The sequence below is a fragment of the Pseudomonas sp. TE21394 genome (assembly GCF_054057835.1).
The window spans coordinates 2,276,512-2,303,451 of sequence record NZ_JBSRZR010000001.1; the positions used below are offsets into that span (position 1 = coordinate 2,276,512).

The 26,940-nt window shown below is 62.5% G+C and carries 15 protein-coding genes; 4 read left to right on the forward strand and 11 right to left on the reverse strand.

Annotated elements, in window-relative coordinates; all coding sequences use genetic code 11:
- Window positions 1-33 precede the first annotated feature (33 nt).
- Window positions 34-807, forward strand: a complete 774-nt coding sequence (locus ACVWZT_RS10600; RefSeq protein ID WP_186672219.1) for a ParA family protein — start codon at window positions 34-36, stop codon at window positions 805-807.
- Here the strand turns inward: ACVWZT_RS10600 and trxC are convergent.
- The 4 genes from trxC to ACVWZT_RS10620 all read right to left on the reverse strand — a co-directional run bounded on the left by trxC (window position 804) and on the right by ACVWZT_RS10620 (window position 7,941).
- Window positions 804-1,238 (reverse strand): thioredoxin TrxC, encoded by a 435-nt coding sequence (gene trxC / locus ACVWZT_RS10605; RefSeq protein WP_457469256.1) that lies wholly within the window; start codon window positions 1,236-1,238, stop codon window positions 804-806. The genes ACVWZT_RS10600 and trxC overlap by 4 nt on opposite strands.
- A 43-nt stretch (window positions 1,239-1,281) precedes the next feature.
- On the reverse strand, window positions 1,282-2,742 hold the full coding sequence (gene selO / locus ACVWZT_RS10610) for a protein adenylyltransferase SelO (protein WP_296232738.1): 1,461 nt from the start codon (window positions 2,740-2,742) through the stop codon (window positions 1,282-1,284).
- Between the two features lie 114 nt (window positions 2,743-2,856).
- A complete protein-coding gene (gene mscK, locus ACVWZT_RS10615; RefSeq protein ID WP_457469258.1) occupies window positions 2,857-6,165 on the reverse strand; it encodes a mechanosensitive channel MscK in 3,309 nt (1,102 codons plus the stop codon).
- A 33-nt stretch (window positions 6,166-6,198) separates the two neighbouring features.
- Window positions 6,199-7,941, reverse strand: coding sequence for a potassium/proton antiporter (locus ACVWZT_RS10620; protein ID WP_170034328.1), 1,743 nt, complete (start codon window positions 7,939-7,941; stop codon window positions 6,199-6,201).
- 179 nt (window positions 7,942-8,120) lie between these two features.
- On the opposite strand from ACVWZT_RS10620, the gene ACVWZT_RS10625 reads away from it, so the two are divergent.
- Window positions 8,121-10,271: a dermonecrotic toxin domain-containing protein gene (locus tag ACVWZT_RS10625; RefSeq protein WP_457469260.1), complete on the forward strand. Its 2,151-nt coding sequence runs from the start codon at window positions 8,121-8,123 to the stop codon at window positions 10,269-10,271.
- A gap of 43 nt (window positions 10,272-10,314) precedes the next feature.
- On the opposite strand, the gene betA is transcribed toward ACVWZT_RS10625, so the two are convergent.
- The 3 genes from betA to betI form a co-directional block, all read right to left on the reverse strand.
- The gene (betA, locus tag ACVWZT_RS10630) at window positions 10,315-12,012 is read right to left on the reverse strand and encodes a choline dehydrogenase (RefSeq protein WP_296232741.1); all 1,698 of its coding nucleotides are present in this window, start codon (window positions 12,010-12,012) and stop codon (window positions 10,315-10,317) included.
- 77 nt (window positions 12,013-12,089) lie between these two features.
- Entirely contained in the window at window positions 12,090-13,562 is a 1,473-nt protein-coding gene (betB, locus tag ACVWZT_RS10635) for a betaine-aldehyde dehydrogenase (RefSeq protein ID WP_296232742.1), read from the reverse strand.
- Between the two features lie 37 nt (window positions 13,563-13,599).
- Window positions 13,600-14,256: a transcriptional regulator BetI gene (gene betI, locus ACVWZT_RS10640; RefSeq protein ID WP_296232743.1), complete on the reverse strand. Its 657-nt coding sequence runs from the start codon at window positions 14,254-14,256 to the stop codon at window positions 13,600-13,602.
- Between the two features lie 532 nt (window positions 14,257-14,788).
- Between betI and ACVWZT_RS10645 the strand changes: the two genes are divergently transcribed.
- Together ACVWZT_RS10645 and ACVWZT_RS10650 are read left to right on the forward strand one after the other, a co-directional pair.
- Window positions 14,789-16,735, forward strand: coding sequence for a BCCT family transporter (locus ACVWZT_RS10645; protein ID WP_457472049.1), 1,947 nt, complete (start codon window positions 14,789-14,791; stop codon window positions 16,733-16,735).
- Between the two features lie 349 nt (window positions 16,736-17,084).
- Window positions 17,085-21,731, forward strand: coding sequence for a dermonecrotic toxin domain-containing protein (locus tag ACVWZT_RS10650; protein ID WP_457469262.1), 4,647 nt, complete (start codon window positions 17,085-17,087; stop codon window positions 21,729-21,731).
- Window positions 21,732-21,746: 15 nt separating this feature from the next.
- On the opposite strand, the gene ACVWZT_RS10655 is transcribed toward ACVWZT_RS10650, so the two are convergent.
- From ACVWZT_RS10655 to gpmI, 4 genes are all read right to left on the reverse strand, one after another.
- Entirely contained in the window at window positions 21,747-22,514 is a 768-nt protein-coding gene (locus ACVWZT_RS10655; protein WP_296232749.1) for a divergent polysaccharide deacetylase family protein, read from the reverse strand.
- A gap of 8 nt (window positions 22,515-22,522) precedes the next feature.
- Complete coding sequence (locus tag ACVWZT_RS10660) at window positions 22,523-23,839, reverse strand: S41 family peptidase (protein WP_457469264.1); 1,317 nt, start codon at window positions 23,837-23,839, stop codon at window positions 22,523-22,525.
- 78 nt (window positions 23,840-23,917) lie between these two features.
- On the reverse strand, window positions 23,918-25,222 hold the full coding sequence (locus ACVWZT_RS10665) for a murein hydrolase activator EnvC family protein (protein ID WP_457469266.1): 1,305 nt from the start codon (window positions 25,220-25,222) through the stop codon (window positions 23,918-23,920).
- A gap of 140 nt (window positions 25,223-25,362) precedes the next feature.
- Window positions 25,363-26,898: a 2,3-bisphosphoglycerate-independent phosphoglycerate mutase gene (gpmI, locus tag ACVWZT_RS10670; RefSeq protein ID WP_457469268.1), complete on the reverse strand. Its 1,536-nt coding sequence runs from the start codon at window positions 26,896-26,898 to the stop codon at window positions 25,363-25,365.
- Between the last annotated feature and the right edge of the window lie 42 nt (window positions 26,899-26,940).

Genomic DNA, 26,940 nt, shown 5'->3' on the forward strand with positions numbered 1-26,940 from the left:
ACTCGGGCATTCGTTGAAACACGGAGGTCAATCATGCGGCGCGTGGTGTTCAATCAGAAAGGTGGCGTGGGCAAGTCGAGCATCGCCTGCAACCTGGCGGCGGTCAGTGCCAATGAAGGCTACCGGACCCTGCTGATCGACCTGGATGCCCAGGCCAATTCGACCCAGTACCTCACCGGCCTCACCGGCGAGGACATCCCCATGGGCATCGCCGATTTCTTCAAGCAGAGCCTGTCCAGCGGGCCGTTCAGCAAGAAGAACAAGGTCGATATCTACGAAACCCCCTTTGACAACCTGCACGTGGTCACCGCCACCGCCGAGCTGGCCGACCTGCAGCCGAAGCTGGAGGCCAAGCACAAGATCAACAAGCTGCGCAAGTTGCTCGATGAACTGGACGAGGACTACGAGCGGATCTATATCGATACCCCGCCGGCTTTGAACTTCTATGCGGTTTCCGCACTGATCGCCGCCGATCGCGTACTGATTCCCTTCGACTGTGACAGCTTTTCGCGCCAGGCCCTGTATGGCCTGCTGGCCGAGATCGAAGAGCTCAAGGAAGACCACAACGAAGACCTGGTGGTCGAAGGCATCGTGGTCAACCAGTTCCAGTCCCGTGCCAGCCTGCCGCAGCAGATGCTCGATGAGCTGCTGGAGGAGGGTTTGCCAGTGCTACCGGTGTACCTGGGCAGCTCGGTGAAGATGCGTGAATCGCACCACGCCAGCCTGCCGCTGATTCACCTGGAGCCAAGGCACAAGCTGACCCAGCAGTTTGTCGAATTGCATTCGCTGCTGGAAGAGAACGCTTAAACCCCTTGGCTGCGCAGCCACTCCAGCAGTGATTGGAGTGGAAACGCCCCGGCCTGGCGGCTGATCTCGCGGCCGTTCCTGAACAGCAGCAGGCTGGGGATCGAACGGATAGCCAATTGCCCGGCCAGGTTGCGGTTGGCTTCGCTGTCGAGCTTGGCCAGCCGGCAGCGGCCGGTCAATTGGCGGGCGGCCTGTTCAAAGGTGGGGGCGAAGGATTTGCACGGCCCGCACCAGTCGGCCCAGATGTCGACCAGCAGCGGCAGGTCGCCCTTGATCTGGCTGGCGTAGCTCGCTTCGGTGAGCTCGAACGGGGCGTCGAGCAGCACATCCTGTTTGCAGCGGCCGCATTTCGGATTGTCGCCCAGGCGCTCGGCGGGCAGGCGGTTGAGGCCGTTGCAGTGGGGGCAGGGGATTACCAGTGGCTCGGACATGTCGTTTCCTTGAGATTTTGGGGCTGCAAAGCGGTGCCGGGATTCATGATGAACAGCTGATTTCCAGGTGTTTGCCCCACTCCGGTGGCCGTTCGGCGTAGGCCTGCATCCCGGCTTGCTCTGCAAACGGCTTGCTCAGCACCTGGTGCAACCGTCGCACTTCACTGTAGTCGCCCGCTTCCGCCGCTTCGATGGCTTTCTGCGCCAGGTAGTTGCGCAGCACATACAGCGGGTTGACCGCATGCATCCGCTCCCGACGCCCGGCGGCATTAGCGGCTTCACGCTCGCAACGGGCCAGGTAGTCGGCCCCCCAGGCATCGAAACCGGCCAGGTCGATGAAGTCGTCGCGCACCACTCTCAGCGCTTCGGCTACCGGCTTGTCACCCAGCTTACGGAAGAACAGGTTGTAGTCCACCCCACCGCTCTGCATGCGTTGCAACAGGCGCTCGACCAACGCCATGTCGTCGTCCTCGGCGCTGGTCAAGCCCAGACGGCGGCGCATCAGGTCGAGGTAATGGGCCTGGTAAAGCGGCAGGAACAGCCCCAGCGCCTCTTTCAGGGGGTCTACTTCGATCACCGTGGTCAGTGCCTGGGCCAGGGCACTGAGGTTCCAGTGGGCGATCGGTACCTGGTTGGCATAGCTGTAGCGGCCACGGTCATCGGAGTGGTTGCAGATGAAGTTGGCGTCGAAGTCGTCCAGGAACGCATAGGGGCCGAAGTCGAAGGTAATGCCGAGAATCGACATGTTGTCGGTGTTCATCACGCCGTGGCAGAAGCCATAGGCCTGCCAACGGGCAATCAGTTCGGCGTTGCGCTCGACGATGCTGCGGAACATGGCCAGGTAGGGCTGCTCGGCGTCACGGCATTCGGGGTAGTGCTGTTCCAGCACATGGTCAATCAGCACGCGCTGCTGCTCGGGCTGTTTGGTGTAGTAGAAGTATTCGAAATGGCCGAAACGCACATGGCTCGGGGCCAGACGGGTGAGCATGGCCGCGCTCTCACGGGTTTCACGCCATACCGGGGTGCTGGAGCCAATGACGCACAGCGCTCGGCTGGTGGCGATGCCCAAGGCGTGCAGGGCTTCCGAGGCGAGGAACTCGCGGATCGACGAGCGCAGCACGGCGCGGCCGTCGCCCATGCGCGAGTAAGGGGTCTGGCCGGCGCCCTTGAGATGCAGGTCCCAGTGCTCGCCGGCGTCATTGAGCACTTCGGCCAGCAGCAGGCCGCGGCCATCACCCAGCCGTGGGTTGTACGAGCCGAACTGGTGACCGGAATAGACCATCGCCCGTGGGTCGGCCTGGTCCCACAGCTTGTGGCCGCTGAACAGCTCGGCGAACAGTGGCAGTTCGGCCTGGGCCGGGTCGAGGTCGAGCAGGGCCATGGCTGACTCGCTTGCAACCACCAGGCGTGGGTCTGCAATGGGCTCGGGCAGTACCTGGGTTGAGAACGCATCGCCCAGGCGGGCGAAACGGTTGTCGAAGGTGAGTTGGTCGAGAGCTTTCACAGGCCGGCTCCTGGGGTTGATTGACCGGGGCCGCGGTACGGCCCTCGCGAGCTTGCCCGCGGACGAGGGCAAAGACCTCGCGGGGGTTGCCCAGAATAAAGCATTGGAACGTTCTCAGGCCGAAGCAGTGCCATCCGATTTTGGCTGCTCCACTGGAACCAGCTGTTGCTTGCCGCCTGTCGGGTCCATCAGGAATACCTCTACCTGGCGTACCGAGATCTTGATGTTGTGCGCCTTGAACTCGCGGTTGATGTAGCGGTTGATCTCATCCAGGGTCGGGTTGCGGTCGCCCAGGTCGCGCACGTGCATGCGCAGCTCGTGGTCCAGTGAACTTTCGCCAAAGTTGAGGAAATACACGATCGGCTCCGGGTCCTTGAGCACCCGTGGGTTCTCATGGGCACCCTTGAGCAGCAGGTCGCGTACCAGGTCAAGGTCGGAGCCGTAGTCGATGCCCAGCTTCAGTGTCACCCGGGTGACCGTGTCGGTCAGCGACCAGTTGATCAGCTGCCCGGTGATGAAGGTCTTGTTGGGGACGATGATGTCCTTGCGGTCGAAGTCGGTGATGGTAGTGGCGCGGATGCGGATCTTGCTCACGGTACCCGACAGGTTGCCGATGGTGATGGTGTCGCCGATACGCACCGGGCGCTCGAACAGGATCATGATGCCGGAAATGAAGTTGGCGAAGATTTCCTGCATGCCGAAGCCCAGGCCCACCGACAATGCGGCCACCAGCCACTGCAGCTTGTCCCAGCTGACCCCCAGGGTGGACAGGGTGCTGACGATGCCAACACCAACGATGGTGTACGACAACAGCGTGGTGGTGGCGTAGGCACTGCCCTGGGCCAGGTTCAGGCGTGACAGTACCAGTACTTCCAGCAGGCCCGGCAAGTTGCCGGCCAGGGCAAAGGTGATGCCCACGATGACCAGGGCGCCGAGCAGGTCGCCGAGGCTGATTGGCACCATGCTGGCGGCGGCACCGGTGCCGCTGGTGTATTCGTAGAGAACGAAGTTGTTGAGGTAGGCGAACACCGAGATCAGGTCTGCCCACACCCAGTACAGGCCGGCGATGAAGCCGCCGAGCAGGGCCAGGCGGATCAGGCGCAGCGACTGCTGGTTGACCTGTTCGATGTCCAGGGTCGGCTCTTCGGTGATGACTTCGCCATCAAGACCCTCCTTGGCCGCTGCCCGCTTGCTCAGCGCGCGTTGGTAGGCCAGGCGCCGTGCAGCTACCGACAGGCCGCGCACGAACGCGGCCTCGATCACCAGCCAGAACAACAGCAGGTAGAGGGTGTAGATCAGTCGGTCGGTGAGCTTCAGCGCGGTGTAGTAATAGCCGAAGCAAACGGCCACGAACAGGGCGATGGGCAGTGCGGTGAAGGCCACGCCCACGGCCTTGCGGAACAGCGATGTGTCGCGGTGTGCCGGGCTGCTGAGCAACAGGCGGCTGAGCAGCCAGGCCATCAAGGCATAGCAGGTCAGCACTACGCCGATGCCCAGCACATCATCGGCGAGTGCCGAGGGTTGATGCTCGGCCACGGCCACGACGCCGACCAGCGCCAATACCACGGTGCCCAGGCGGCGGACCCAGCCGCGTAGGAACTCGACCTGTGGCTTGTGCCAGCGGAAGTGAATTTCCGCCACGCCGCCAGGGGCGAGGATGCGGTAGGCGGTATAGAACACCAGCCAGGCCTGGGCCAGTTGCCAGAGGGCGGCGCCGAGGTTGGCATTCTGCCCACGGGCGTCGATCTGCAGGGCATAGCTGCACAGGGCCAGGCCCAGGCTGACCGGCATCGCCAGCAGGATGTTGATGAGAATCGCCTGGGGAGTATGCCACTGGCTGTCGCGGCGGAAATGGCCGATGTCCTGGTGCACCTTGCCGAGGCGTTGGTACAGGTACGTGCGCCGCCACAGCAGGGCGCCGATCACCAGCAGCAGCGGCAGGAACAGCAACGGGCGCTGGCTCAAGCCGTCGGCCAGTTCCTTCAGGCCCGAGCCCCACGGTAGGTTGGCGACCTGGTCAGCCAGGCGCTCCGGCACGTAACGCAGCCAATCCCAGTCCAGCGGTTTGTTGCTGGGGATCCAGAACATCTGCTCGTCGAGGGTGGTCCGCAGGCTCTGGGCAGTGCCTAGCAATTGCTTCTGGTTCAGCTGCAGGGTGATCGATTCGTTGAGCAGTGCCGACAGTTCGCGGTTCAGCCGTTCCAACAGGTCGCTGCGGGTGATGGCTACTTCCAGCAGGGCTTTGCGCAGCTGCGGTGTCACCTCTTCCTGCGGTTGTGCCGCCAGCAGCTTGTCGACGTAGGTGACCGGGCTGCTCATCTGCTCGCGTTGCTGGTTGACCTCGAACTGGTACAGGCGGGTGTCGGCGATCTGGTCGGCGAGGTCGCGGTCCAGTTTCAGGTGCGGCAGGGTCTGCTTCTGCTTGTAGAGGATCTTCGACAGCAGCAGGCTGCCTTTGAGCACGTTGATCTGCTCGTCCAGTGCCTGGTCAGCCTGGGTCAGGCTGTCCAGCTGTTGCTTGGTGCGCAGGTTCTGCTGGGTCAGTTCGTTGAGCCGATCGGTGCTTTTGAGCAGGTAGTCGGAGAGCTTGAGGTTGACCGCGCTTTCGGTGGCCAGCAGGCTGCTGCCACCGGCCTTCTGCGCCTCGATCGATTGCTGGGTGACGGCTTCCTGGGACTGGGCCAGACGCTTGTCGTTGATCAGGGTCTGCAGGTCCTGGATTTCCTGCTCCAGGCGCGCCGCGCGCTCGATCAGCAAGTCATGGCGGGCGTTGCCGAGGTCCTGCAGCAGACTGTTGCCGGCCAGCTCCTGGCGGCGTAGCAGGGTCAGGGCGTTGAGCGAGGCCAGTTCGGCATTCAGCTGGTTACGCTGGTCAGCGTTGATCGGTTTGCCGGCATCCTTGCCGGTCTTGAGGATGCTGTTGATCTGTTGGGTGCGCGCCTGGGCGTTGCTGATCTCCGCCTGGGCGCGTTCCGGACGGGTCTGCGAATTGATGATCAGGCTGTTGGCTTCGGACAGTGCCTTTTGCAGCTCGCCCTGCTGGGTGCTGCGCTCGCTGAGCATCTGCTCCAGCTGCGGCACGCTGAGGCTGGCGTAGCGCTGGGTCACCGGCTGTGGCTTGCTTTCCTTGAGCTTGGCCAGTTCGCGCTGGCTGTCGCTGGTTTCCTTCGGGGCTCCGGCCAGCTGCTGCTTGAGCGCGGCGAGCTTCTTCTCGTTGTCTTCCTTGCTGGCGAGCAGGCTGAGGGTTTGCTCCAGGACCTGCTGCAAGGCTTTCTGCTCAGCCTCGGGCAGCTTGCGCTCGGCAATCTTGTCGAGGCTGTTCTGGATGCTGGCGGTGGTCGGGGCTTCTGCCGCAATGGCTGCAACAGAGAGAGACAGACACAGCCCCAGCAGGGCTGTGCGGAGATACGCGCGCAGGGACATAGGCAGGCTACTTGTGAATCAGGCAAACGAAATTTAGAGGAACAATCCTGGTCCGGGTCGCGTTCCTTCGGGGAATCTGACGCCCACTTTCTGGATCTTGTTCCCGTCCATGGTGGCCACGGTCCAGATTGTGCCATGCCATTCGACCTGGTCGCCTACTACTGGAGCGCCTCCGACCTTCTGTCGGATGAACTGCGCCAACGGCATTTTCGCGTCCAGGCCATCGAGTTTCAGGCCGTACAGCGCTGCCACCGCACCCAGTTCGGCATCGCCCTCGAGTACGAAGTCGCCGAAGAAGCGCAGGTCCAGGCCCCGTTGCGGTGCCTGGCTGAAGAGTTTGCCCAGGGCTGGCAGGTTGTGCTCGTGGCCGATCACGCAAAGCATGTCGCCTACTTCGAGCACGGTGCTGCCCGACGGGTGCAGCAGTTGCTCGCCTCGGAACAGTGCTGCGATCCGCGTGCCTTCGGGCATTTTCAGCTCGCGCAGGGCGGCGCCAATGCACCATTTTTCCGCGCCCAGGCGGTAGACGAACAGTTCCCACTCGCTCGTCAGGTGGACTTCCAGGGCGGAACGGGAGATCGGTGCCGGGTCGGGCGGTACGGTCACTTTCAGCAGCTTGGCCATCCACGGCAGGCTGGTGCCTTGCACCAGCAGCGACACCAGCACGATGAAGAACGCCAGGTTGAAGAACAGCTGGGCGTCCGGCAGGCCGGCCATCAACGGGAATACTGCCAGGATGATCGGTACCGCGCCGCGCAGGCCAACCCAGGAAATGAAGCCCTTTTCACGGCCATGGAAGGCCTTGAATGGCAGCAGGCTGGCGACCACCGACAGCGGGCGCGCCACCAGGATCATCCACAACGCCAGGCCCAGCGCAGGAAGGGCGATGGGCAGCAGGTCGTGCGGGGTGACCAGCAAGCCCAGCACCAGGAACATGCCGATCTGTGCCAGCCACGCCATGCCGTCGAGCATGTGCAGGATGCCATGGCGGCTGCGGATCGGTTTGTTGCCCAGCACCAGGCCGCACAGGTATACGGCAAGGAAACCACTGCCGTGCAGGGCGTTGGTCAGCGAGAACACCACCAGGCCGCCCGCGATCACCAGGATCGGGTACAGGCCGCCCGCCAGGTTGATGCGGTTGACCAGCTGCAGCATCAGCCAGCCACCGCCCAGGCCCAGTAGCCCGCCAATGCCGAACTCGCGCAGCAGGTGGGTGAGCAGGCTCCAGTGCAGGCCGGTCTGGCCGCTGGCGATCATGTCGATGAGGGTGACGGTGAGGAACACGGCCATCGGGTCGTTGCTGCCCGATTCGATTTCCAGGGTAGCGGTCACCCGCTCGTTCAGGCCTTTGCCGCCAAGCAGCGAGAACACCGCCGCGGCGTCGGTGGAGCCGACAATTGCACCGATCAGCAGGCCCTGGATCAGGCTCAGGTCGAACAGCCAGGCGGCGACCATGCCGGTGAGGGCGGTGGTGATCATGACACCGACGGTGGCCAGCGAAAGCGCCGGCCACAGGGCCACGCGGAAGCTCGCAACCCGTGTACGCAGGCCGCCGTCAAGCAGGATTACGGCCAGTGCCAGGTTGCCTACCAGGTAGGCGGTCGGGTAGTTGTTGAAAATGATGCCGCCACCATCGACACCGGCGATCATGCCGACCGCAAGGATGATGACCAGGATCGGGATGCCCAGGCGCGACGACAGCGAGCTGACCAGGATACTTGCACCCACCAGCAGTGCGCCGATCAGGAACAGGCTGTTGATGGTGCTTGCATCCAAAGGCAGGTACTCCGAAACAGCGGCGGGAAGGGGCGTGGTAGCGCGGTGTTCAGCAAAAGCTAGCAGGTCGCGTGCCAATCGATTCTAACCTGAGGCCAGCGCAGGCTGTAAAGCGATACCGCATCTTCGCTGCGGCTTGCGGCTGCAATGGTGTGCCCACAATCAGGCAGCCGAGTAGCATGAACGTCAAAGCGACCATTCCCCTCGCCCAGGTGGCCCAGCGCCTGCTCGGGCGATTTCCTGATTTGCACAATCTGGCGCGCCAGGCGGCGGGCCATGTGCTTCGCCGCCAGCTAGGGTACTGGCTGGACCCGGACGGGCTTTATTGGCACGAATTCCCGTCGGCGGCCAGCAGCTCGTCGAGCTTCACTGGCTGGTGCCACAATGGGCCACCACGGCGGTCCTTGAGCCTGACCGAACTGGTCATCCAGCGATTCAGTCCGCAGCAGCAGGCCAATGCTGACGAGCTGAGTATTTACGGTGGCTTCTACCGGGTGGATGCCAGCCACACGGTCTTTGACGAGCGCAACGAAGTGCGGCTCGATCCACGGGATGTCTTGACGGCGTTCTGGCGGTTGGACTTTGCCGGGCGCTACACCGAGGCGCTGGGCAAGTTTCGCGAGCGCCATGGTGAAGACTACTGCGTCTTGGCCCGCGCCCGCTTCCTTGCCGCTGTGGGCCGATCTACGTTGAGCGAGCCTGAGCGCCAGGAACTGATGGTGGCGACGGTCGCTGTACCCGCTTTGCCGATTACCGTGCAAGGCTTGCGACAGGACCAGCTAACGAATGCCCAACATGGATGGAGTGCACTGGTCATCGGCGATATCAGCGCCAAGCTGATGTTCTTGCATAAGCTGAAGACTGGCAGGTTGTGCCTCTATCTTGCCGATGCTCAGGCCGTGGTGCAGGTATTCGAAGATCGCCATGCGTTTCAGGCGTGGATGGCTGGCCAGGCAGCCACGGATGTGGGGCGAGAGCGGCTGGTCAGGTTGTTCGTCGGGGACGGGGTACTGGCGCAGTCGCTGCGCCCGCGTTTACGCAATTACTTCAAGTTGCTCGCGCAGTCACGGGGCGACAGCATGATTGCCGGGCCGGCCATTGAAGGAGACCTGTTCGTCCGTCTGCGCGACTCGGTCATGGATGATCTGGCCAGCGACGCGCACGAGCGGCTGACCAGCAACGCCCAACTGCGCCAGGCCGATTGGCTGGCGGGCTTGCAGGCAGCGAGTTTTATCATTGCGCCGATGGCGCCGCTTGGCTGGCCAGTGATATTGGCATCGCTCGGTCTGGGCACCGCAAGCCTGGCTCTGCACCTGGACCGGGCTATCAATGGCAAGCAGGGCTGGCGTACAGCAGCATGGTGGTCGGTACTGGCGGACATTCTGTTCGTACTGCTTGATATTGCCATGATGCGTGCCGGCGAGCTGTTCATTGATGGCCATGTCCCCCCACGTGTGGCTGGTCAGGCGCAAGCCTCTGCCGCCAAGGTCGACTGGGAGCTTTATATGGCCCCGGCGGCAGACGAATTGCTGGCTATGTCGGATAAGGCGCTGGCGCGCCAGGAAGCCCTGTTGGGTGCGGTACCGTGGGCTGATCTCGACGCCGTGGGGCCCAATGGCGAGTATCTGGATGCATTCAGTGAGCCATACCCCGCCTATCGCGATGAGCACGGCTTTGGGTCGCCCGCCATTGCCGGGTACACCAGCTCGCCGGAGCGCTACAACAACCTGTGGCGGGGTATGCCGCTAGAGGGCACCCGCGCGGAGAATATCCGGCGCAGCCATGAGCTTGCCCGCGCACTGGGGCAAATTGGCGTCAGTAATCAGGTGAGGCTGTACCGGGCGGCTTCCAGCCTGCGGGGCACGGGTTTTCAGGCATCTGGTGAGGGCGCCATTGAAGTGGGTGACGTGCTGGTGACTACCGACTTCACGTCATTCACGGAAAACCCCTATGCCCTCTGGGAGGTTTTCAACGACCCGCAGACCCAGGTCAGCGGCCGGAGTGCTTTCGATGAAAATGCGTTGGTGTATGTATTGGAACCGGGCGAGGGCATGCAGGCGACGCCTATCGGGCCCTTTTCAAGGCGACCTGATGAGGCAGAGTCTTTGATGATGCCCGGGCGCTACTTGCAAGTGGAAAAGGTGACGGCCATTCAAGGGCGCAATTATCACTTCACGGAAGTGTGCCTGAAGGCACTGGCGCAGGCGCCAATTGGGAAAGCAGTGCGCGATATGCGCACAGGACAGTTGTTCGATCGCCAGGCACTGGCGGGGCGGCTGGGCGTTGAGGACGATTCGTTGATGCGCACCTTCTTTGCGCTGCCCACCTGAGCAAAGAGTGAAAGGGGCCGCTGCGCGGCCCCTGTTCAAGCTTTCAAGCCTGCTTCACTTCGCGCATCGGCTTGCCCTTCACTGGCGCATCACCCGCCACGTAGTACTTGGCCGTGCTACGCGGTAACGGCTTGCGGCCACGGATCTTGTCCGAAATTTTCTCGGCAATCATGATCGTGGTGGCGTTGAGGTTGCCGGTGATGATGATCGGCATGATCGACGCATCGACCACCCGCAGGCCTTGCATGCCGTGTACGCGGCCTTCGCCATCGACCACCGCCATATCATCGGTGCCCATCTTGCACGAGCAGGACGGGTGGAAGGCCGTTTCGGCGTGCTCACGGATGAACTTGTCCAGCTCCTCGTCGGTCTGCACGTGTGCGCCCGGGCTGATCTCGCGGCCGCGGTACGGGTCCAGCGCCGGCTGGGCCATGATCTCGCGGGTCAGGCGGATGCCGTCACGGAACTCCTGCCAGTCCTGTTCGGTAGCCATGTAGTTGAACAGGATGCTGGGGTGCTGGCGCGGGTCCTTCGACTTGAGGCGGATACGGCCGCGGCTTGGCGAACGCATCGAGCCCATGTGCGCCTGGAAGCCGTGCTCCTTGACGCCGTTGGAGCCGTTGTAGTTGATGGCCACCGGCAGGAAGTGGTACTGGATGTTCGGCCATTTGAATTCAGGGCGGGTACGGATGAAACCACCGGCCTCGAACTGGTTGCTGGCGCCGATACCGGTGCCGTTGAACATCCACTCGGCGCCGATCGCCGGCTGGTTCCACCACAGCAGCGACGGGTACAGCGACACCGGCTGGGTGCAGGCGTACTGCAGGTACAGTTCCAGGTGGTCCTGCAGGTTTTCGCCAACGCCCGGCAGGTCGTGCACCACCGGGATGTCGAGGCTTTCCAGCAGGGCGCGCGGACCGACACCGGAACGCTGCAGCAGTTGCGGCGAGGCGATGGCACCGGAGCTGACGATCACTTCCTTGCGTGCACGGGCTTCGACGCGCTCTTCGCTATCGCCGACCAGGTAGGTCACGCCGATGGCGCGCTTGCCTTCGAACAGAACGCGGTCAGTCAGGGCATGGGTGACGATGGTCAGGTTCGGGCGTTTCTTCGCCTGGTCCAGGTAGCCGCGGGCGGTGCTGGAGCGGCGACCGTTCTTGGTCACGGTGCGGTCCATCGGACCGAAGCCTTCCTGCTGGTAGCCGTTGAGGTCTTCGGTGCGTGGGTAACCGGCCTGCACGCCTGCTTCGACCATGGCGTGGAACAGCGGGTTGTTACCGGCTTTCGGCGTGGTCACGCTGACCGGGCCTTCGCCGCCATGGTAGTCGTTCGGGCCGATGTCGCGGGTTTCGGCCTTGCGGAAGTACGGCAGGCAGTCCAGGTAGGTCCAGTCTTCCAGGCCCGGCAGTTCTGCCCAGCCATCGAAGTCCATGGCGTTGCCGCGGATGTAGCACATGCCGTTGATCAGCGACGAGCCACCCAGGCCCTTGCCTCGGCCACACTCCATGCGGCGGCCGTTCATGTGCGGCTCCGGGTCGGTCTCGTAGGCCCAGTTGTAGCGGCGGCCCTGCAGCGGGAAGGCCAGGGCGGCCGGCATCTGGGTGCGGAAGTCGAAGCGGTAGTCTGGGCCACCGGCTTCCAGCAGCAGTACGGTGACGCCGGCATCTTCGGTCAGGCGGGTCGCCAGGGTGTTACCGGCCGAGCCGGCACCGACGATGATGTAATCGTATTCTTTGGACATGAAAGTACCCTCATGTTGGCGGTGATCAAGGAGCGGGAACGCCCGTGCGCAGCGGCACGGGCGTGGCTAGACAGGGTTTAGAAAACCGAGTTGTAGCCGCCCAGCTCGACCTGGACCGACTTGATGCGAGTGTATTGAGCCAGCGAGCTGATGCCGTTTTCACGGCCGACACCCGACTGCTTGTAGCCACCCACCGGCATTTCGGCCGGCGATTCGCCCCAGGCATTGATCCAGCAGATACCCGCTTCCAGCTTGTGGATGATGCGGTGGGCGCGGCTGATGTCGTTGGTGCACACACCGGCGGCCAGGCCATACTCGGTGTCGTTGGCGCGGCGGATGACTTCTTCTTCGGTTTCGTAGGTGAGGATGCTCATCACCGGGCCGAAGATTTCTTCCTTGACGATGGTCATGTCGTCGGTGCAATCGGTGAACACTGTCGGGGCGACGAAGGCACCCTTGGCGAAATCACCTTCGGTCATGCGCTCGCCACCGCACAGCACGCGGGCGCCTTCTTCCTTGCCCTTGGCGATGTAGCCGAGCACGCTTTCCATGTGCTGGAAGCTGACCAGCGGGCCGAAGTTGGTGTTCTCGTCTTCCGGGTTGCCAGCACGAATGCGCGCAACGCGCTCGACGATCTTGGCTTCGAAGGCCGCCTTCATTGCCGCCGGGATGAACACGCGGGTGCCGTTGGTGCACACCTGGCCCGAGCTGTAGAAGTTGGCCATCATGGCGATGTCGGCGGCCTTGTCCAGGTCGGCGTCGGCACAGATGATCAGCGGCGACTTGCCGCCCAGTTCCATGGTGACTTCCTTGAGCGACGAGCTCGAGGCGCTTGCCATCACCTTCTTGCCAGTGGTGGTGCCGCCGGTGAAGGAGACTTTCTCGATGCGCGGGTGCTCGGTCAGCCAGGTGCCGACTTCGCGGCCGCTGCCGGTCAGGACGTTGAACACGCCGTTCGGCAGGCCGGCTTCGGTGTAGATCTCGGCCAGTTTGAGGGTCGTCAGCGAGGTCACTTCCGACGGTTTGAAGATCATCGCGTTGCCAGCGGCCAGGGCCGGGGCGGATTTCCACAGGGCGATCTGAATCGGGTAGTTCCAGGCGCCGATGCCGACGGTCACGCCCAGCGGCTCGCGGCGGGTGTAGACGAAGGACGACTCGCGCAGCGGGATCTGCTCGCCTTCGATGGCCGGTACCAGGCCGGCATAGTACTCCAGTACGTCGGCGCCGGTGACGATGTCGACGTAGCGGGTTTCCGAGTACGACTTGCCGGTGTCCAGGGTTTCCAGCATGGCCAGTTCGTCGTTGCGCTCGCGGAGGATGTCCACGGCGCGGCGCAGGATGCGCGAACGCTGCATGGCGGTCATCGCGGCCCAGACCTTCTGGCCGCGTTCGGCGCTTTCGACGGCCTTCTCGACGTCTGCCTGAGTGGCACGTTGAACGTGGGCGAGGACTTCGCCGGTGGCCGGGTTGATGGCTTCGAAAGTGGCATCGCTGCCAGCGTCGACGTAAGCGCCATCAATGTAGAGTTTTTGCGTTCCGAAACGGGCCATAGTGTCCTCGCAAGTGCAGTGTGTGGTTGGCTGCGCGTCACGCTCCTGCCGGGTCGACAAGTGCCGTGCGTGCTTGATCAGCAGGCTGGTCGGTTATGCCCAGGGTGTGCTGTTTAGCCAGTTGTAGATCCATGTATTCGTAAGCAATCCGTATCGCCTGGTCGGTGTCGAATGCATCACCCGACAGGGCGCCACGCAGCCACAAGCCGTCGATCAGGGCTGCCAGGCCGCGGGCGGCCTTGCGCGCATGGTAGAGCGGCAGGGCGCGGCGAAACTGGCAGCACAGGTTGGAATACAAGCGGTGGTCGTTGATCCGCTGCAACCTGTGCAAATCGGGCTGGTGCATGCTGGAAGCCCAGAAGGCCAACCAGGTTTTCATTGCCGGGCCGTTCACCTGGCTGGCATCGAAGTTGCCCTCGATGATCACTTTAAGGTGGGCGCGCGGGCTGTCGTCCGTCAGGGCCTGGCGACGTGCTCGAACGCCTTCGTTGAGCATGTTCATGATGTAACCCATCGTCGCTGCGATCAGGCCGTTCTTGTCCCGAAAGTAGTGACTGATGATGCCGTTCGACACACCGGCCAAACGGGCAATCAGCGCAATGCTGGCATCCCCCAGTCCGACCTGATCGACCGCCTGCAACGTGGCTTCGATCAACTGCTGGCGGCGGATGGGTTGCATACCGACCTTGGGCATCTTGCTATCTCCTCAGGCCTGCGAGCAGGCGACAGGCGCTGACTCGGCGAAGGCCAGTCTATTTTGTTTTGATTGAACGTTCAATCAATAAAGAATAAGCTCTGCGACAATTTGTGCCATTGACAGTTTTTCAGGCGGTCTAAGAAGCACGGATTGACACCCCAGGAAATCGCGTAACCCCCGTAATACAAGGCGTTGACGGGCATGAGCGATGCGAAATGCAGATTCTGCCGTGCGCTCGTCGAGCCTGCGGCAGGCCCTTGGAGCGGGCGGGGTGGGCTGTGGCTAATGCGCACACCTCGACCGAGGCGCAGCACTGGCGACAGGCCACCTGTCTGGTTTTTTGCAACGTATCGATTCGGGATCACGGTTTCCAGGGTGCCTTTTATAACACCTGACGCAGTGGGGATATTCCACCAATTGCTCGGGAACACTGATTAGCCTCCATAGCCGTACTGCCCGGAGCATTCGTGCAATGAGTTCTGCCTCACTTACCAAACCCCCCGCCGAGAGGGTCCGGGTCAACCGCGTGGTGTTCTTCACCTCCGCGCTGATGATCCTTGTTCTGACTGCCTTGCTTATCGCTGTACCCGAAACTGCCGGCCAGGTGCTTGGCGTGGCCCAGAAGTGGCTGACGCGCACCTTTGGCTGGTACTACATGCTGGTGATCTGTGGTTACCTGCTGTTCGTCGTCTACCTGGCCTTCTCCGACTACGGCAAGCTCAAGCTTGGCGGCAAGGACGACGAGCCCGACTTCAGCTATGGGGCCTGGGCCGGCATGCTGTTCTCCTCGGGTATCGGTATTTCGCTGCTGTATTTTGGCGCCTCCGAGCCGCTGGACCACTATTTCAACCCGCCGGAAGGCACCTCGGCCAGCCTTGAGGCCGCGCGCCAGGGCTTGCAGTTGACCTTCCTGCACTGGGGCCTGCATGGCTGGGCAATCTACGCCCTGGTCGGCCTGGCCGTGGGTTACTTCGCCTACCGCCATAACCAGCCGCTGGCCCTGCGTTCGGCGTTGTACCCGCTGGTGGGCGAGCGTTGGGTCAAGGGTGCCGCAGGCAACGCCGTGGACATCTTTGGCATGTTCGTGACCTTGCTGGGCCTGGTGACCAACCTTGGCATCGGTGCGATGCAGGTGGCCTCGGGCCTGGAATACCTGTTCGGCATGGACCACAGCAAGACCAACCTGCTGGTAGTGATCCTGGTCATGGCCGGTGTGGCCACCGTGGCTGCGGTCTCGGGTGTGGAAAACGGCATTCGCCGCCTGTCCAACCTGAACATCATGCTTTTCAGCGGCTTGTTGATCTTCGTGCTGCTGGGAGGCGAAACCCTGTACCTGCTCAACGGCTTCGTACAGAACATCGGCGATTACCTCAACGGTATCGTGCTGAAGACCTTCGACCTCTACGTGTACGAAGGCTCGGGTGACAAGTCCGAGCGCTGGTTGGGCCTGTGGACCGTGTTCTACTGGGCCTGGTGGATTTCCTGGGGCCCGTTCGTAGGGATGTTCATCGCCCGTATTTCCAAGGGCCGCACCGTGCGCCAGCTGGTCATGGGCGTATTGCTGATCCCGCTGGGCTTCACCCTGGCGTGGTTGTCGATCTTCGGCAACACGGCGCTGGACCTGGTCATCAACCAGGGTGCGGTGGAACTGGGCAAGACTGCGCTGGAACAGCCGTCGATGTCGATCTACCAGCTGCTGGAATACTTCCCGGCTGCCAAGATCGTCATTGGTGTGGCAGTGTTCGTCGGGTTCGTACTTTTCCTCACTCCGGCCGACTCCGGCGCGGTGATGATGGCCAACCTGTCGTGCACAGGTGGCAAGGTCGACGAAGATGCCCCGCACTGGATGGTGGTGTTCTGGTCCGTGGTTATCACCCTGGTGACCATCGGCCTGCTGTTTGCCGGTAACTTCGAAGCCATGCAGACCATGGTCGTGCTGGCTGGCCTGCCGTTCTCGGTGGTGCTGGTGCTGTTCATGTTCGGCCTATACAAGGCCATGAAGCAGGACGTAGTGATCGAGCAGGAGCGCGCTGAACTGGCCGCCCGTGGCCGTCGCGGCTTCAGCGAGCGCCTGACCCAGCTGGAACTGCAGCCGACCCAGGCCGTGGTGCAGCGCTTCATGGACAAGCAGGTCAGCCCGGCGTTGAAAGAGGCCGCTGCACAGCTGCAGACTCAGGGCTTCGAGGTGGAAACCCGCGTTGGCCAGTCGCGCAACCTGATGGGCTTGCGGGTGATGATGGAAGAGGGCAACCCGTTCGTCTACGAAGTGAGCCTGGACGGCTACATGGCCGCGCCAAGCGAGGCACCGGTCGACGGTGAGCCGGAAATGCGCCAGCGCTTCTACCGCGCCGAGGTCTACCTGCACGACGGCAGTCAGGAGTACGACCTGATGGGCTTTACCCCCGAGCAGATCGTGCGTGATGTGCTCGACCAGTTCGAGAGCCATCGCCAGGTGCTTAGCCGCGTCTATAGCTGACCGCCCGGCAGGTTGCGGCACCGCCAGGTGCCGCCGCCTGCCAGCAGCAATATGAAGCACCGCCTTCGGCCACATCTCCAGGAGGCGGTATTCAGCAGGTGGGGTGGTGATGCACATCGTACATTGAGAGATCCAGTTGATCATGGACTGGATGAATACCGACTACGGTTCTCGATCGTCCGGCGAGCAAGGCCGAACATCTCGGCATTTGCCATGGGCACGATGACGTTCTCGTTCTGTGCCACTACCTGCCTGACTGCCAGGCTGGCAGGCAAATAAATATGTAAGCCTCACTGGGTGGCGCGGTCGCGCATGGTAACGGCTCATAGTCGTAGCTGGAGCCAATCGCATGACCCTTACCACCGAACCCTTCGCCCCCCATGCGCAGAGGGACGTGATCGCAGCACAGTTCGCAACACGCCCGACGTTGCGCCAAGTGTTGGACACCAAGCTGTTCAGCGCCCTCGTCGCACGTTATCCACAGCTGGCTTCTCACTTTCCCGAACGTGATTCCAGCGAAGGGTTCACCGTGACCCTGGCGCGCAATGGCAAGATCGACCTGCAGAGCCTGGCCACGGTGCTGCTCGACGGGCTGGTTCAAGGCCGGCCGGCAGCCTTCACCGAGCAGCATCACCTGAGCGCCGAGCCTCCCGCCAGCGGGCTTTCCGAGGTTATCGAACACAGTGGCTTGCAGTCGCTGAACGTGCGCTTGCACGAACTGAATGCTGTTTTCGATGAAGTTCTGGCCTCGCTGATCGAAGATTTTCAGCGGGCGCAGATCGACTACTGGAATGCCGAAGCTCGCCCGAATCCCGATGATGCTGGTGTCGGCAGGCACCGCTGGATGCAGCAAGCGCTGCGGATGGCGCTGGCAGGCAGCGTATCGCGGGCCCAATTGGAGGATGACGAACGCACGTTGGTCAACGAACTGCTGTTGGGCGTGAGCGGGATCCAGGTCACCACGCTGGGCTTTTCCCAGACCGTTGATGAGCGCGAGCAGGTGTTCATGCCGGGGGACCTGTTGATCGAGGCTGAGCGAGACGAGCGCAAGCTAATCCTGTGGTGCTCGCTGTCTGGCGCGGTCAGGGCGTTCGCTGATGTGCTGGAATTCAGCGAAGCGCTGCGTGAGTACTCGGCGGTGCGCTGCCGGGCCGACGAGCTGACCTGGCGCAGGTACGCCTTCGAGGGTGATGTCTTCATGCAGCAATCCGGGTTGCTGCTGGCCCTGTTGCTTGATGATGTGGCACAAGTCAAGTTGTCGTCGATGGCCGATGGTGCCGAACTGGAAGCGGTGATGAGCGTACTCACCGACCCGTCCCGGCTTTTCCTCAACGAGGACCGTTCTGAAGATATCGACGTGACTTCGGCCTTGCCTGAATGGCTGTTGGCCGCCAGTAGTCGTGACCGTTTCGAGTATCAGGTGGCATTGCTGGATGCCTCGATCGCCCAGGCGCTGAGCAAGGGATGCACTTCGCTGGGCGGTCTGCAAGACCTTCACAGCTATGCCGCAGATCGCTTGCGCAAGCAGATGCTCGACGATTACCCAACTGAAGCCAATTACTTCCCGGATGACCTGATACTGAAGGTGTCCATTCCCGACACCACTGTCGACAAAGACTTGCCCGTCACCCTCAAGGATGGCGGCAGCCTGACCCTCACCCAGCTGGCAATCGGGCACCTGGATGCCCTGTCGGGCGGCATCATCAGCAGCATTAGCCATAGGGAAAACCAGTTGATCATGGACTGGATGAATCCGGTCTATATCAGTAGCCTGATCGAGCGTGTGGACATTGGTGGCAACTATCCTGTGCATGCCGCCGAAGTGCTCAATGACAGGGCCACATTGACGGAGCGCGGCAAGCTGTTTGGCCGTGAATGGCGTTATGGACTGTTGTTCGACGGCTTGAAGGCCAAGGTCGAGGGCAACCTGAGCGAGAGTGCCTGGCATGCGCTGGCCGAGTTCTGCCGCAGCGGACGGGACCTGAGGGTGAATGTGGGTATCGCCCCCTTGGCCTTCAGGGCGGCCCCTGGCCGGCGTCAGGTCGACGAGGTTGTGTGCATGTATGTGATCGCCCTGACCCACCCGTCGGTGGTGCTGCTGTACCGGCCGCTTTATGCACAACAGACGCTACTGCAGTACGACGATCAGGATGGCCTGATGAACGCCATAAGGGAGCCTGGCGACCTGCAGGACAGTGTGCTCGCCTGGTTGCCGGAAAGTGCGCGATCCATCTACGCCTATGGCGGTTTCATCGAACCTCACCTGGGTCGCCCGATCATCGATACTTCGATCCTGCCATCACCGGTCGCGCCGCCGAGATTGATGCTACGGAACTATCTGTCCGATATCGACGTGCGCATGTTCGCCAGCAAGCGCGCAGCGCTGATCGAACTGGCGGACCGGCAGACGGTGTCGAATGCCGAGCATCGCTGGGCGGTGGTGAAGACGTTCGGTTGGCTGTTCTTCGACCTGGTAGCGCCGGTATTGCCGGGCCTGCTGGGCCGGGTCGCTGCCTTGGTGGGCCTGCTGTCGCCGTTGCTGGAAAAGACCCCGGTTTCGCAGGGTGGCGTATCGGATACGGTAATGAGTGCGAACCTGGTGGCTACCGTAGCCATGGCGCTCATGCATGGTCGACAGGGCGAGATTGCCCGCGCACCGCGAATGATTCATGCCGAACCGATCTACAAGGCCCTTGCACCTAGAGACCCCGCTATCTGGCGGCCCGCTGAGGTGGTGTCCACAGTGGAAACCTCCATCGGTTCGCTACGGGAGGAAGTGGGGCCGGTATCGCTGGGGCACGGTTGGGGGCAAGGGCCGGTGGCACAAGCTAAGGCGTTGGCCCCGTATGTCGCCGACATCGATCTGACTGGCGCTACGCGCAGCAATGGCCTCGAGCGTGTTGGCGAACGGTTCTATGTGGTCATTGACGGGAATGCCTACCAGGTGCTGCACGACGATCATGGGCGGCGCATCGTTGGCCCTGACGGTGAGCATGGCCCGCTGTTGGTGGATGATGGCATATGGCGTATTAGAACCGATGGTTTCCTGCCTGGAGGCGGAGGCCGAGGCGAACGGAGGGCGCCGCAGGAAAGATTCGACCGCGTGACAGGTCAAGCAACGGAACTGCTTGGTGAGCTGCAACAGCGTCAATACGAGACGGTCAGGTTTTCCCAGAAATGTCAGCAACTGTTTTCGGAGCTTAATACGCTCAAAGGCATGAGGGACAAGTTCCTGCAGATGCCGGACCAACAAGCTGATCAGCGTGCGCGGCTGGTCGCTTCCACCGAAGAAAAGATCGCGACGAAAAAGGGCGAGCACCGCGAAGCAAGCACCCAGTTCGTCAACGACCTGCGTGATGTCATCGGCCGGAACAAGCGACTGGTCGGGCTGCTGAACACCGCTGCCGAATTGAAAACCCGTTACTCCAGATTGGTATCCCGGTTCTCGCTGGCAACGATCGAGAAGGCACGGCTTGAATCATACGTCGAGATCGTCAGATGCAGCGAAAACATGCTGCACCAGGTACTGCAAAATGCCGAGCCCGGTGAAGTCTATCGGCTGGAGGATGAGCCGATTGGGCGTAACGTCAAAGACGTAGAGGGGCAGTACCTGGAGTACAAGCGCCGCATCCTAGGCCTGGTCGAAATCACCAGGCAGGCCGTGGAAGCGAGTGCCAACCTCGACGAATTCATCGTTCTGGTGCCCGAGGATCATGTGATGAGCTCGGTTCTGGATGAAAATGGCCAGCCGAGAACCGTGGGTGGATTAGTCGCGAAACGTACAGCCACGACGCTGGACATGCAGCTCGGGCAGGCTATGTTCCATGCAGAGCTCTCGTTCAATCTGGAGCAGGAAGGCGCTGTCAATCGGGCGGACGACAGGCGCAAGCTTGTCAGCGAAGCATTGAAAGTCGCCAGCAATGCTCACGCCCAACTCCTTACGAGCAACCTGCCGCCCGCAGATCGTATCGAAGTGCTGCAAGTGGCCTGGGATGAATACAGCGCTGCCATCATCAATAGCATCGACATGAGGCGCGGGGTGGACCCCGTTGTGAATCCCGCCATGCTCGAGGCTTTCGAACAGGACATGATGGCGTTGAAGCAGTCGGCCAACACCCTGTTGGTCGAGGCAATGTGGGAGCTTGAAGGCCGAGCTCCCTCGGCACGTCGTGCCTATCCTGTCGAGCAGGCGCAGCAGTTCGTGGTGTATGGCCGGGACGGTCAGATTGCCATAGGCCGTCAGGTCGATGACGGGGGCGCGCCCGTGGTCGAGGTGACCAGCCGATCGGGCGATATGGCGGTGCTCAAGCGCTTCGACAGGGTCGATGGCGTATGGACCGAGCGGGTACCAGCCCCGACAATACCTGATCGCGCCCGCGCGGAGCTGGTCGGGCATGCCCTGTATCTGCTGTCCCAGGACACAGCCCTTGAGCGAATGATCGAGCAAAAGGCACGCGAAGGCGTGAGTACTCGAGATCTGAAAAACCTCCTCGACGACCATATCGGCCAACTCCGTACCCACGCCGACGCGTTGCAGAGCGACGAAGGTTTCACCCATGGAAAACTGGTCGAAAAGCTGAGCAGCTGGACGCAGCGACGCGAGGAGTTGCTGATCAGGATCTATTCCATTACGCCTTACCCTGAAGCTGAGGGTTTACGCTACCTGCATGAGCAACAGCGGATCTCGATCGAATACCGTGGTCCGCGGAAGGTGTTGAAGGACAATTCCTCCATGGATGAATATGCGATTCGCCTACGCGACAGTAAGGCTGGCAAAGCCAAAAAGATCATCTGGGCTGCACACTTTCACTTCGGTTCGCCTGATGCCTTGCCAGCGGAGTTTACCGTGGGCCATCTCAAGACCTGGGAGCAGCGCTTCCTGGGCCCCCAGGATGCCCCGGCATTGGCTGAGCGCGGCCGACGACTGCATCGGGGCCGGTTGACACTTGCCCAGGCATCGGCCGTTTTCAGCGAGGCTTGGAACCGCCCATCGTGAACCTTGCGCTGACGCTCAGCGGTTCTGGTAACGGCCATTGCGGCCATGTGCCGGCATGGCCTGGTTGGCGCGTTCCGCAATCATCTGGCGCAGGCCGATCAATTCGATCCCCTGGCTCTTGAGCCTGGGGATTTCCCGTTCCAGCACTGCCAAGGTCTGTGGATAAGGGTGTCCGATCAGCACCGCCGAGCCTTGTTTGCGCGCCAGGGCGATACCCTGTTGCAACTGAGCGGTAATGGCCTCGGGTGTGCGTACGTCATCCAGAAATACATCCCGTGACACATGCGCGACATCCTGTGCCTGCGCCTCGGCTGCGGCGACGGTGGCGGCACTGGTGCGGCTGTCGACAAAGAACAGATGGCGCCGCTGCAGCTCGCCCATCAACCACGTCATGGGGTCACGCTGTGCCGTCATGCGGCTGCCCATGTGGTTGTTGATGCCGGCTGCGTAGGGCACCTTGGCCAATGCTGCGTCCAGGCGCCGCGCCAGTTCTTCGATGGCGATACCCGGGTGCCAGGCATAGGGCCCGGTGGCCGGGTCCATGGGCATGTGCAGGATCACCGTCTTGCCGGCCTTGTGCGCCTGGCGTGCAAAGTCGGTGGCATGCGGGGTGTCGGGCATGATCGCCATGGTCACCGGCCCGGGCAGGGCCAGGGTACGGCCGTCACGCTCGGGGCTCTGGCCCAGGTCGTCGATGATGATGCTCATGTAGGCCTTGCTGGCCGGCGCCGCTTGCGCGATTCCGGCCATCAGGCAGAACAACAGGCACAGCAGATAACGCATGGGGTAGATCAGTCGCCCTTGGTGATGTTCAGGCCCTTGAGCAGGCTCAGGGCCTGGCTCAGCTGGAAGTCGTCATCCTGTGGGCGCTCCTTGCGTTTGCCACTGCCGGTCGGGCGGTCGGCGCCGCCGTTGCCGTTGCCCAGGTGACCCTGCAGGTCGGCTTCCTTGAAGTTGTCGGTGTCGGCTTCGGCGGTGAGCTTGGCCGGGCGTACTTCGATGTCGGGGACGATGCCCTGGGCCTGGATCGAGCGGCCATTGGGGGTGAAGTACAGCGCAGTGGTCAATTTCAGGGCGCGATCGTTGGCCAGCGGCAGCACGGTCTGCACCGAGCCTTTGCCGAAGCTGTCGGTACCCATCAGTACCGCGCGTTTCTGGTCTTGCAAGGCGCCGGCGACGATTTCCGAGGCCGAGGCACTGCCGCCGTTGATCAGCACTACCAATGGCACGCCTTCGCTGGCGTCGGCCGGGTCGGCCGAGAAGCGCAGCTCGGAGTTGGCGATGCGCCCCTTGGTGTAGACGATCAGGCCTTTGGTCAGGAAGTGGTCGGCCACTTCCACCGCCGACTGCAGCACGCCGCCCGGGTTGTTGCGCAGGTCCAATACCACGCCGCGCAGCTTCTTGCCGTTGTCCTTGCGCAGCTTGGCCAGCGCCTTGCCCACTTCGTCGCCAGTCTTGACCTGGAACTGGGTGATGCGAATGTAGCCGTAGTCGTTTTCCAGCAGTTGGCTCTTCACGCTCTTGACCTGGATGACAGCGCGGGCAAGGGTGACGTCGAACGGGGTACCGCCATCGCGCACCAAGGTCAGGGTGATCTTTTCACCGACCTTGCCGCGCATCTTGTCGACCGCCTCGGTCATGGTCTGGCCCCGGGTAGGAGCGCCGTTGATCTTGACGATCAGGTCACCCGCCTGCACGCCGGCACGTGAGGCCGGGGTGTCATCGATGGGCGAGACCACCTTGATGAAACCATCTTCCTGGCCCACTTCGATACCCAGCCCACCGAACTCGCCGCTGGTGCTTTCCTGCAGCTCCTGGAAGTCCTCGGGGCCGAGGTAAGCCGAGTGCGGGTCGAGGTTGCTGAGCATGCCCTTGATGGCGTTTTCCAGCAGGGTCTTGTCGTCTACCGGCTCCACGTAGGCCGCCTTGATGCGGTCCATCACCTCGGCGAAGGTGCGCAGTTCCTCAAGCGGCAGAGGTGCCTTGGTGGTCACCTCGGTGGCCGGCACTGCAGCCGGCTTGGCCGGCTCTGCGGCAGTGGCCAGGGGCGCGCCCACCGCCAGGGCGATGGACAGGGCCAGCTGGGTGAGACGAGGCGAGTGCAGCATGTCGAACGAACTCCTGATCCTGTAGGCGCTCCCTGGGGAGCATCGGCGTGGCCCGTGGGCTACGCCGTCGAAATTTGACTAGCCCCGGCACCACTGCGAAGGGTCGGTAGGGCGGCCCTGCTGGCGAATGGCGAAATACAAGCCGGCAGCATCCTGGCCGCCGCTGTCGCCAACAGTGGAAATGGCTTCGCCGGCCTTGACGATATCACCGGCGCTCTTGAGCAGGCTCTGGTTATGCCCATACAGGCTCAGGTAACCGTTGCCATGGTCGAGAATGACCAGAAGCCCGGCACCGCGCAACCAGTCGGCGAACACCACGCGCCCGCCGTGCACGGCACGTACCTGGGTGCCCGGGCTGGCGCTGATCATCACACCGTCCCACTTGGCACGGGCGTCGCTGCCGCGGGCATCACCGAAGCGTGCCAGCAATCGACCATTGACTGGCCAGGGAAGTTTTCCCCGCGCGGCAGAAAATGCGCCGCCATAGCTCGCGCCGTCGCTGGAAACCATCGGGCCCAGGGTGGTACGCGCCTTTTTCGGTGGCTCTGCGGGTTCGCTGTCTTGCGCGCGGGCGGCGGCTGCAGCCAGGGCCTCTTGCTGACGGCGTTTTTCCGCCTCCTGCTGGGCCAGCAAGGCTTTCTGGCGCGCCTCTTCGGCCTCGCGGGCCTGGCGGGCGAGGGTTTCCTCGATGGTCTTGAGCACTTTGGCCAGGTCGGCCTGGTCCTGCTCGCGCGACTGCAGCTTCTGGTCGCGGTCCTTCATGTCGCTGTTGAGCTTGGCCAGTACCTGCTGGCGTTTGCCACGCTCAACTTCCAGGGCCTGGCGGCGGCTGTCGAGGTCGGCGCGCTGGGCCAGCAGCTGTTCCTGCTGGTTGGCAATGTCCTTCTCCACGTTGGCCAGCTGGCGCAAGGTCTCGTTGAAGGTGCGCAGTTGCTCCAGGCGCGCCTTGCTCAGGTAGTCGTAGTAGGTGAGGGTGCGGGCGAACTTCTCGGGATTCTGCTGGTTGAGCAGCAGCTTCAGGTATTCCTCGCGGCCGTTCTGGTAGGCCGAACGGGCCTGGATGGCGATCAGTCGCTGTTGTTCAACGCGGGCGCTCTGGAGTTTTTTTTTCTCGGTATCAAGGCGCTCCAGCTCGCCCTCGGTCTTTTTTAGTTCTTGCTGCAGAGCCTCCACCTGCTTTTCGAGGTTGCCGATATCGGTCTCGGTGGCTTTGAGGTCCTTCTGCACACCGGCCTTTTCTTCCTGGAGCTTGCTCAGCGTCTTCTTGAGCTCGGCAATATCCTGGCGGGTGGCATCCAGTTGCTGCTGGGTCTGCGCACGCTCATCGGCGAATGCCGGACCGAGCAGGCAAGACAGGGCTAGGAGGATCAGGGCGCGAAGCATGGGGTTTGGCGTACCAAGGATGGAGACTGGCCTAGTATGCCCGCGTGGGCGTGCAAAAAAAATGCCTCGCTGCGGGTGCAGGGAGGCGTTTGTCTGGAATTCATGTGGAAAGAGGGCCGCAACGCGGCCCATGCACAGAATCAGGCGTCGACCAGGATCGAAGTACCGGTCATTTCCGCCGGTTTTTCCAACCCCAGCAGCTTCAGCATGGTCGGTGCCACGTCGGCCAGCACGCCACCATCACGCACTTTCAGGTTGCGCTTGCCCACATAGATGAACGGCACTGGCTCGGTGGTGTGCGCGGTATGTGCCTGGCCGGTGCTTTCGTCTTCCATCTGCTCGACGTTGCCGTGGTCGGCGGTGATCAGCGCTTCGCCACCCACCTTGTCCAGCGCGTCGACGATGCGGCCGACGCAGCCATCCAGGGCCTCGACGGCCTTCACTGCCGCTTCGAACACGCCCGTGTGGCCGACCATGTCGCCGTTGGCATAGTTGACCACGATCACGTCGTAGCGTTGCTGCTCGATAGCCTCGACGATGCGGTCGGTCACCTCCGGCGCGCTCATTTCCGGCTGCAGGTCGTAGGTGGCGACCTTCGGCGACGGGATCAGGATGCGTTCTTCGCCGTCGAACGGCTCTTCGCGGCCACCGGAGAAGAAGAAGGTCACGTGCGCATACTTCTCGGTTTCGGCGATGCGCAGCTGGGTCTTGCCGTTTTTCGCCAGGTACTCGCCCAGCACGTTGTTCAGGCTGGCCGGGGCGAAGGCGGCAGGTGCCGGGATCTTCGCCGAGTACTGGGTCAGGCCGATGTAGGCGGCCAGCTTGGGCAGGCGGGTCCGCGGGAATTCGTTGAAGTCGGCTTCGACGAACACACGCGACAGCTCGCGGGCACGGTCGGCACGGAAGTTCATGAACACCACGGCGTCGCCATCTTCGACCTTGACCGCATCGCCGATGCGCGTGGCCTTCACGAACTCATCGCTCTCGTCACGGGCGTAGGCTGCTTCCAGGCCTGCCAGGGCGGTGTCGGCGGTGTACTCGGCAGCGCTGTCGACGATCAGGTTGTAGGCAGCGCTGACGCGGTCCCAGCGGTTGTCGCGGTCCATCGCGTAGTAACGGCCAATGAGGCTGGCGATGCGCCCCTTGCCCAGCCTGGCGAAGGTGGCGTCGAGCAGTTCGATGGACGACTGCGCGCTTCGTGGAGGCGTGTCGCGGCCATCGAGGAAGGCGTGCAGGTAGATCTTTTCTGCGCCTCGTTGCGCGGCCAGTTCGGCCATTGCCACCAGGTGGTCCTGGTGGCTGTGCACGCCACCGTCGGACAGCAGGCCGAGGATGTGCACGGCCTTGCCGGCAGCGGCGGCCTTGTCCACCGCTGCGGTCAGCACCGGGTTTTCGAAGAACTCGCCGTCGCGGATGGCCTTGGTCACCCGGGTGAAGTCCTGGTAGACGACGCGCCCGGCGCCGAGGTTCATGTGGCCGACTTCGGAGTTGCCCATCTGCCCGTCCGGCAGGCCGACATCCATGCCCGAGCCGGAAATGAGGCCATGCGGCTGGCTGGCGCGCAGGCGGTCATAGACCGGTGTGTTGGCGGCGTAGATGGCGTTGTATTCGGGGCTTTCGCTGTGGCCGAAGCCATCCAGGATGATCAGGACCAGGGGTTTGGGCGTACTCATCAATCAAACTCACGGTTGTTCAAAGATGATAAAGACACGCATTTT

Bases quoted from the DNA above. Each gene is read 5' to 3' on its own strand.
- ACVWZT_RS10600 (WP_186672219.1), top strand. From the start codon at position 34: ATGCGGCGCGTGGTGTTCAATCAGAAAGGTGGCGTGGGCAAGTCGAGC.
- trxC (WP_457469256.1), bottom strand. From the start codon at position 1,238: ATGTCCGAGCCACTGGTAATCCCCTGCCCCCACTGCAACGGCCTCAAC.
- mscK (WP_457469258.1), bottom strand. From the start codon at position 6,165: ATGTCCCTGCGCGCGTATCTCCGCACAGCCCTGCTGGGGCTGTGTCTG.
- ACVWZT_RS10625 (WP_457469260.1), top strand. From the start codon at position 8,121: ATGAACGTCAAAGCGACCATTCCCCTCGCCCAGGTGGCCCAGCGCCTG.
- betA (WP_296232741.1), bottom strand. From the start codon at position 12,012: ATGTCCAAAGAATACGATTACATCATCGTCGGTGCCGGCTCGGCCGGT.
- betB (WP_296232742.1), bottom strand. From the start codon at position 13,562: ATGGCCCGTTTCGGAACGCAAAAACTCTACATTGATGGCGCTTACGTC.
- betI (WP_296232743.1), bottom strand. From the start codon at position 14,256: ATGCCCAAGGTCGGTATGCAACCCATCCGCCGCCAGCAGTTGATCGAA.
- ACVWZT_RS10650 (WP_457469262.1), top strand. From the start codon at position 17,085: ATGACCCTTACCACCGAACCCTTCGCCCCCCATGCGCAGAGGGACGTG.
- ACVWZT_RS10655 (WP_296232749.1), bottom strand. From the start codon at position 22,514: ATGCGTTATCTGCTGTGCCTGTTGTTCTGCCTGATGGCCGGAATCGCG.
- ACVWZT_RS10660 (WP_457469264.1), bottom strand. From the start codon at position 23,839: ATGCTGCACTCGCCTCGTCTCACCCAGCTGGCCCTGTCCATCGCCCTG.
- ACVWZT_RS10665 (WP_457469266.1), bottom strand. From the start codon at position 25,222: ATGCTTCGCGCCCTGATCCTCCTAGCCCTGTCTTGCCTGCTCGGTCCG.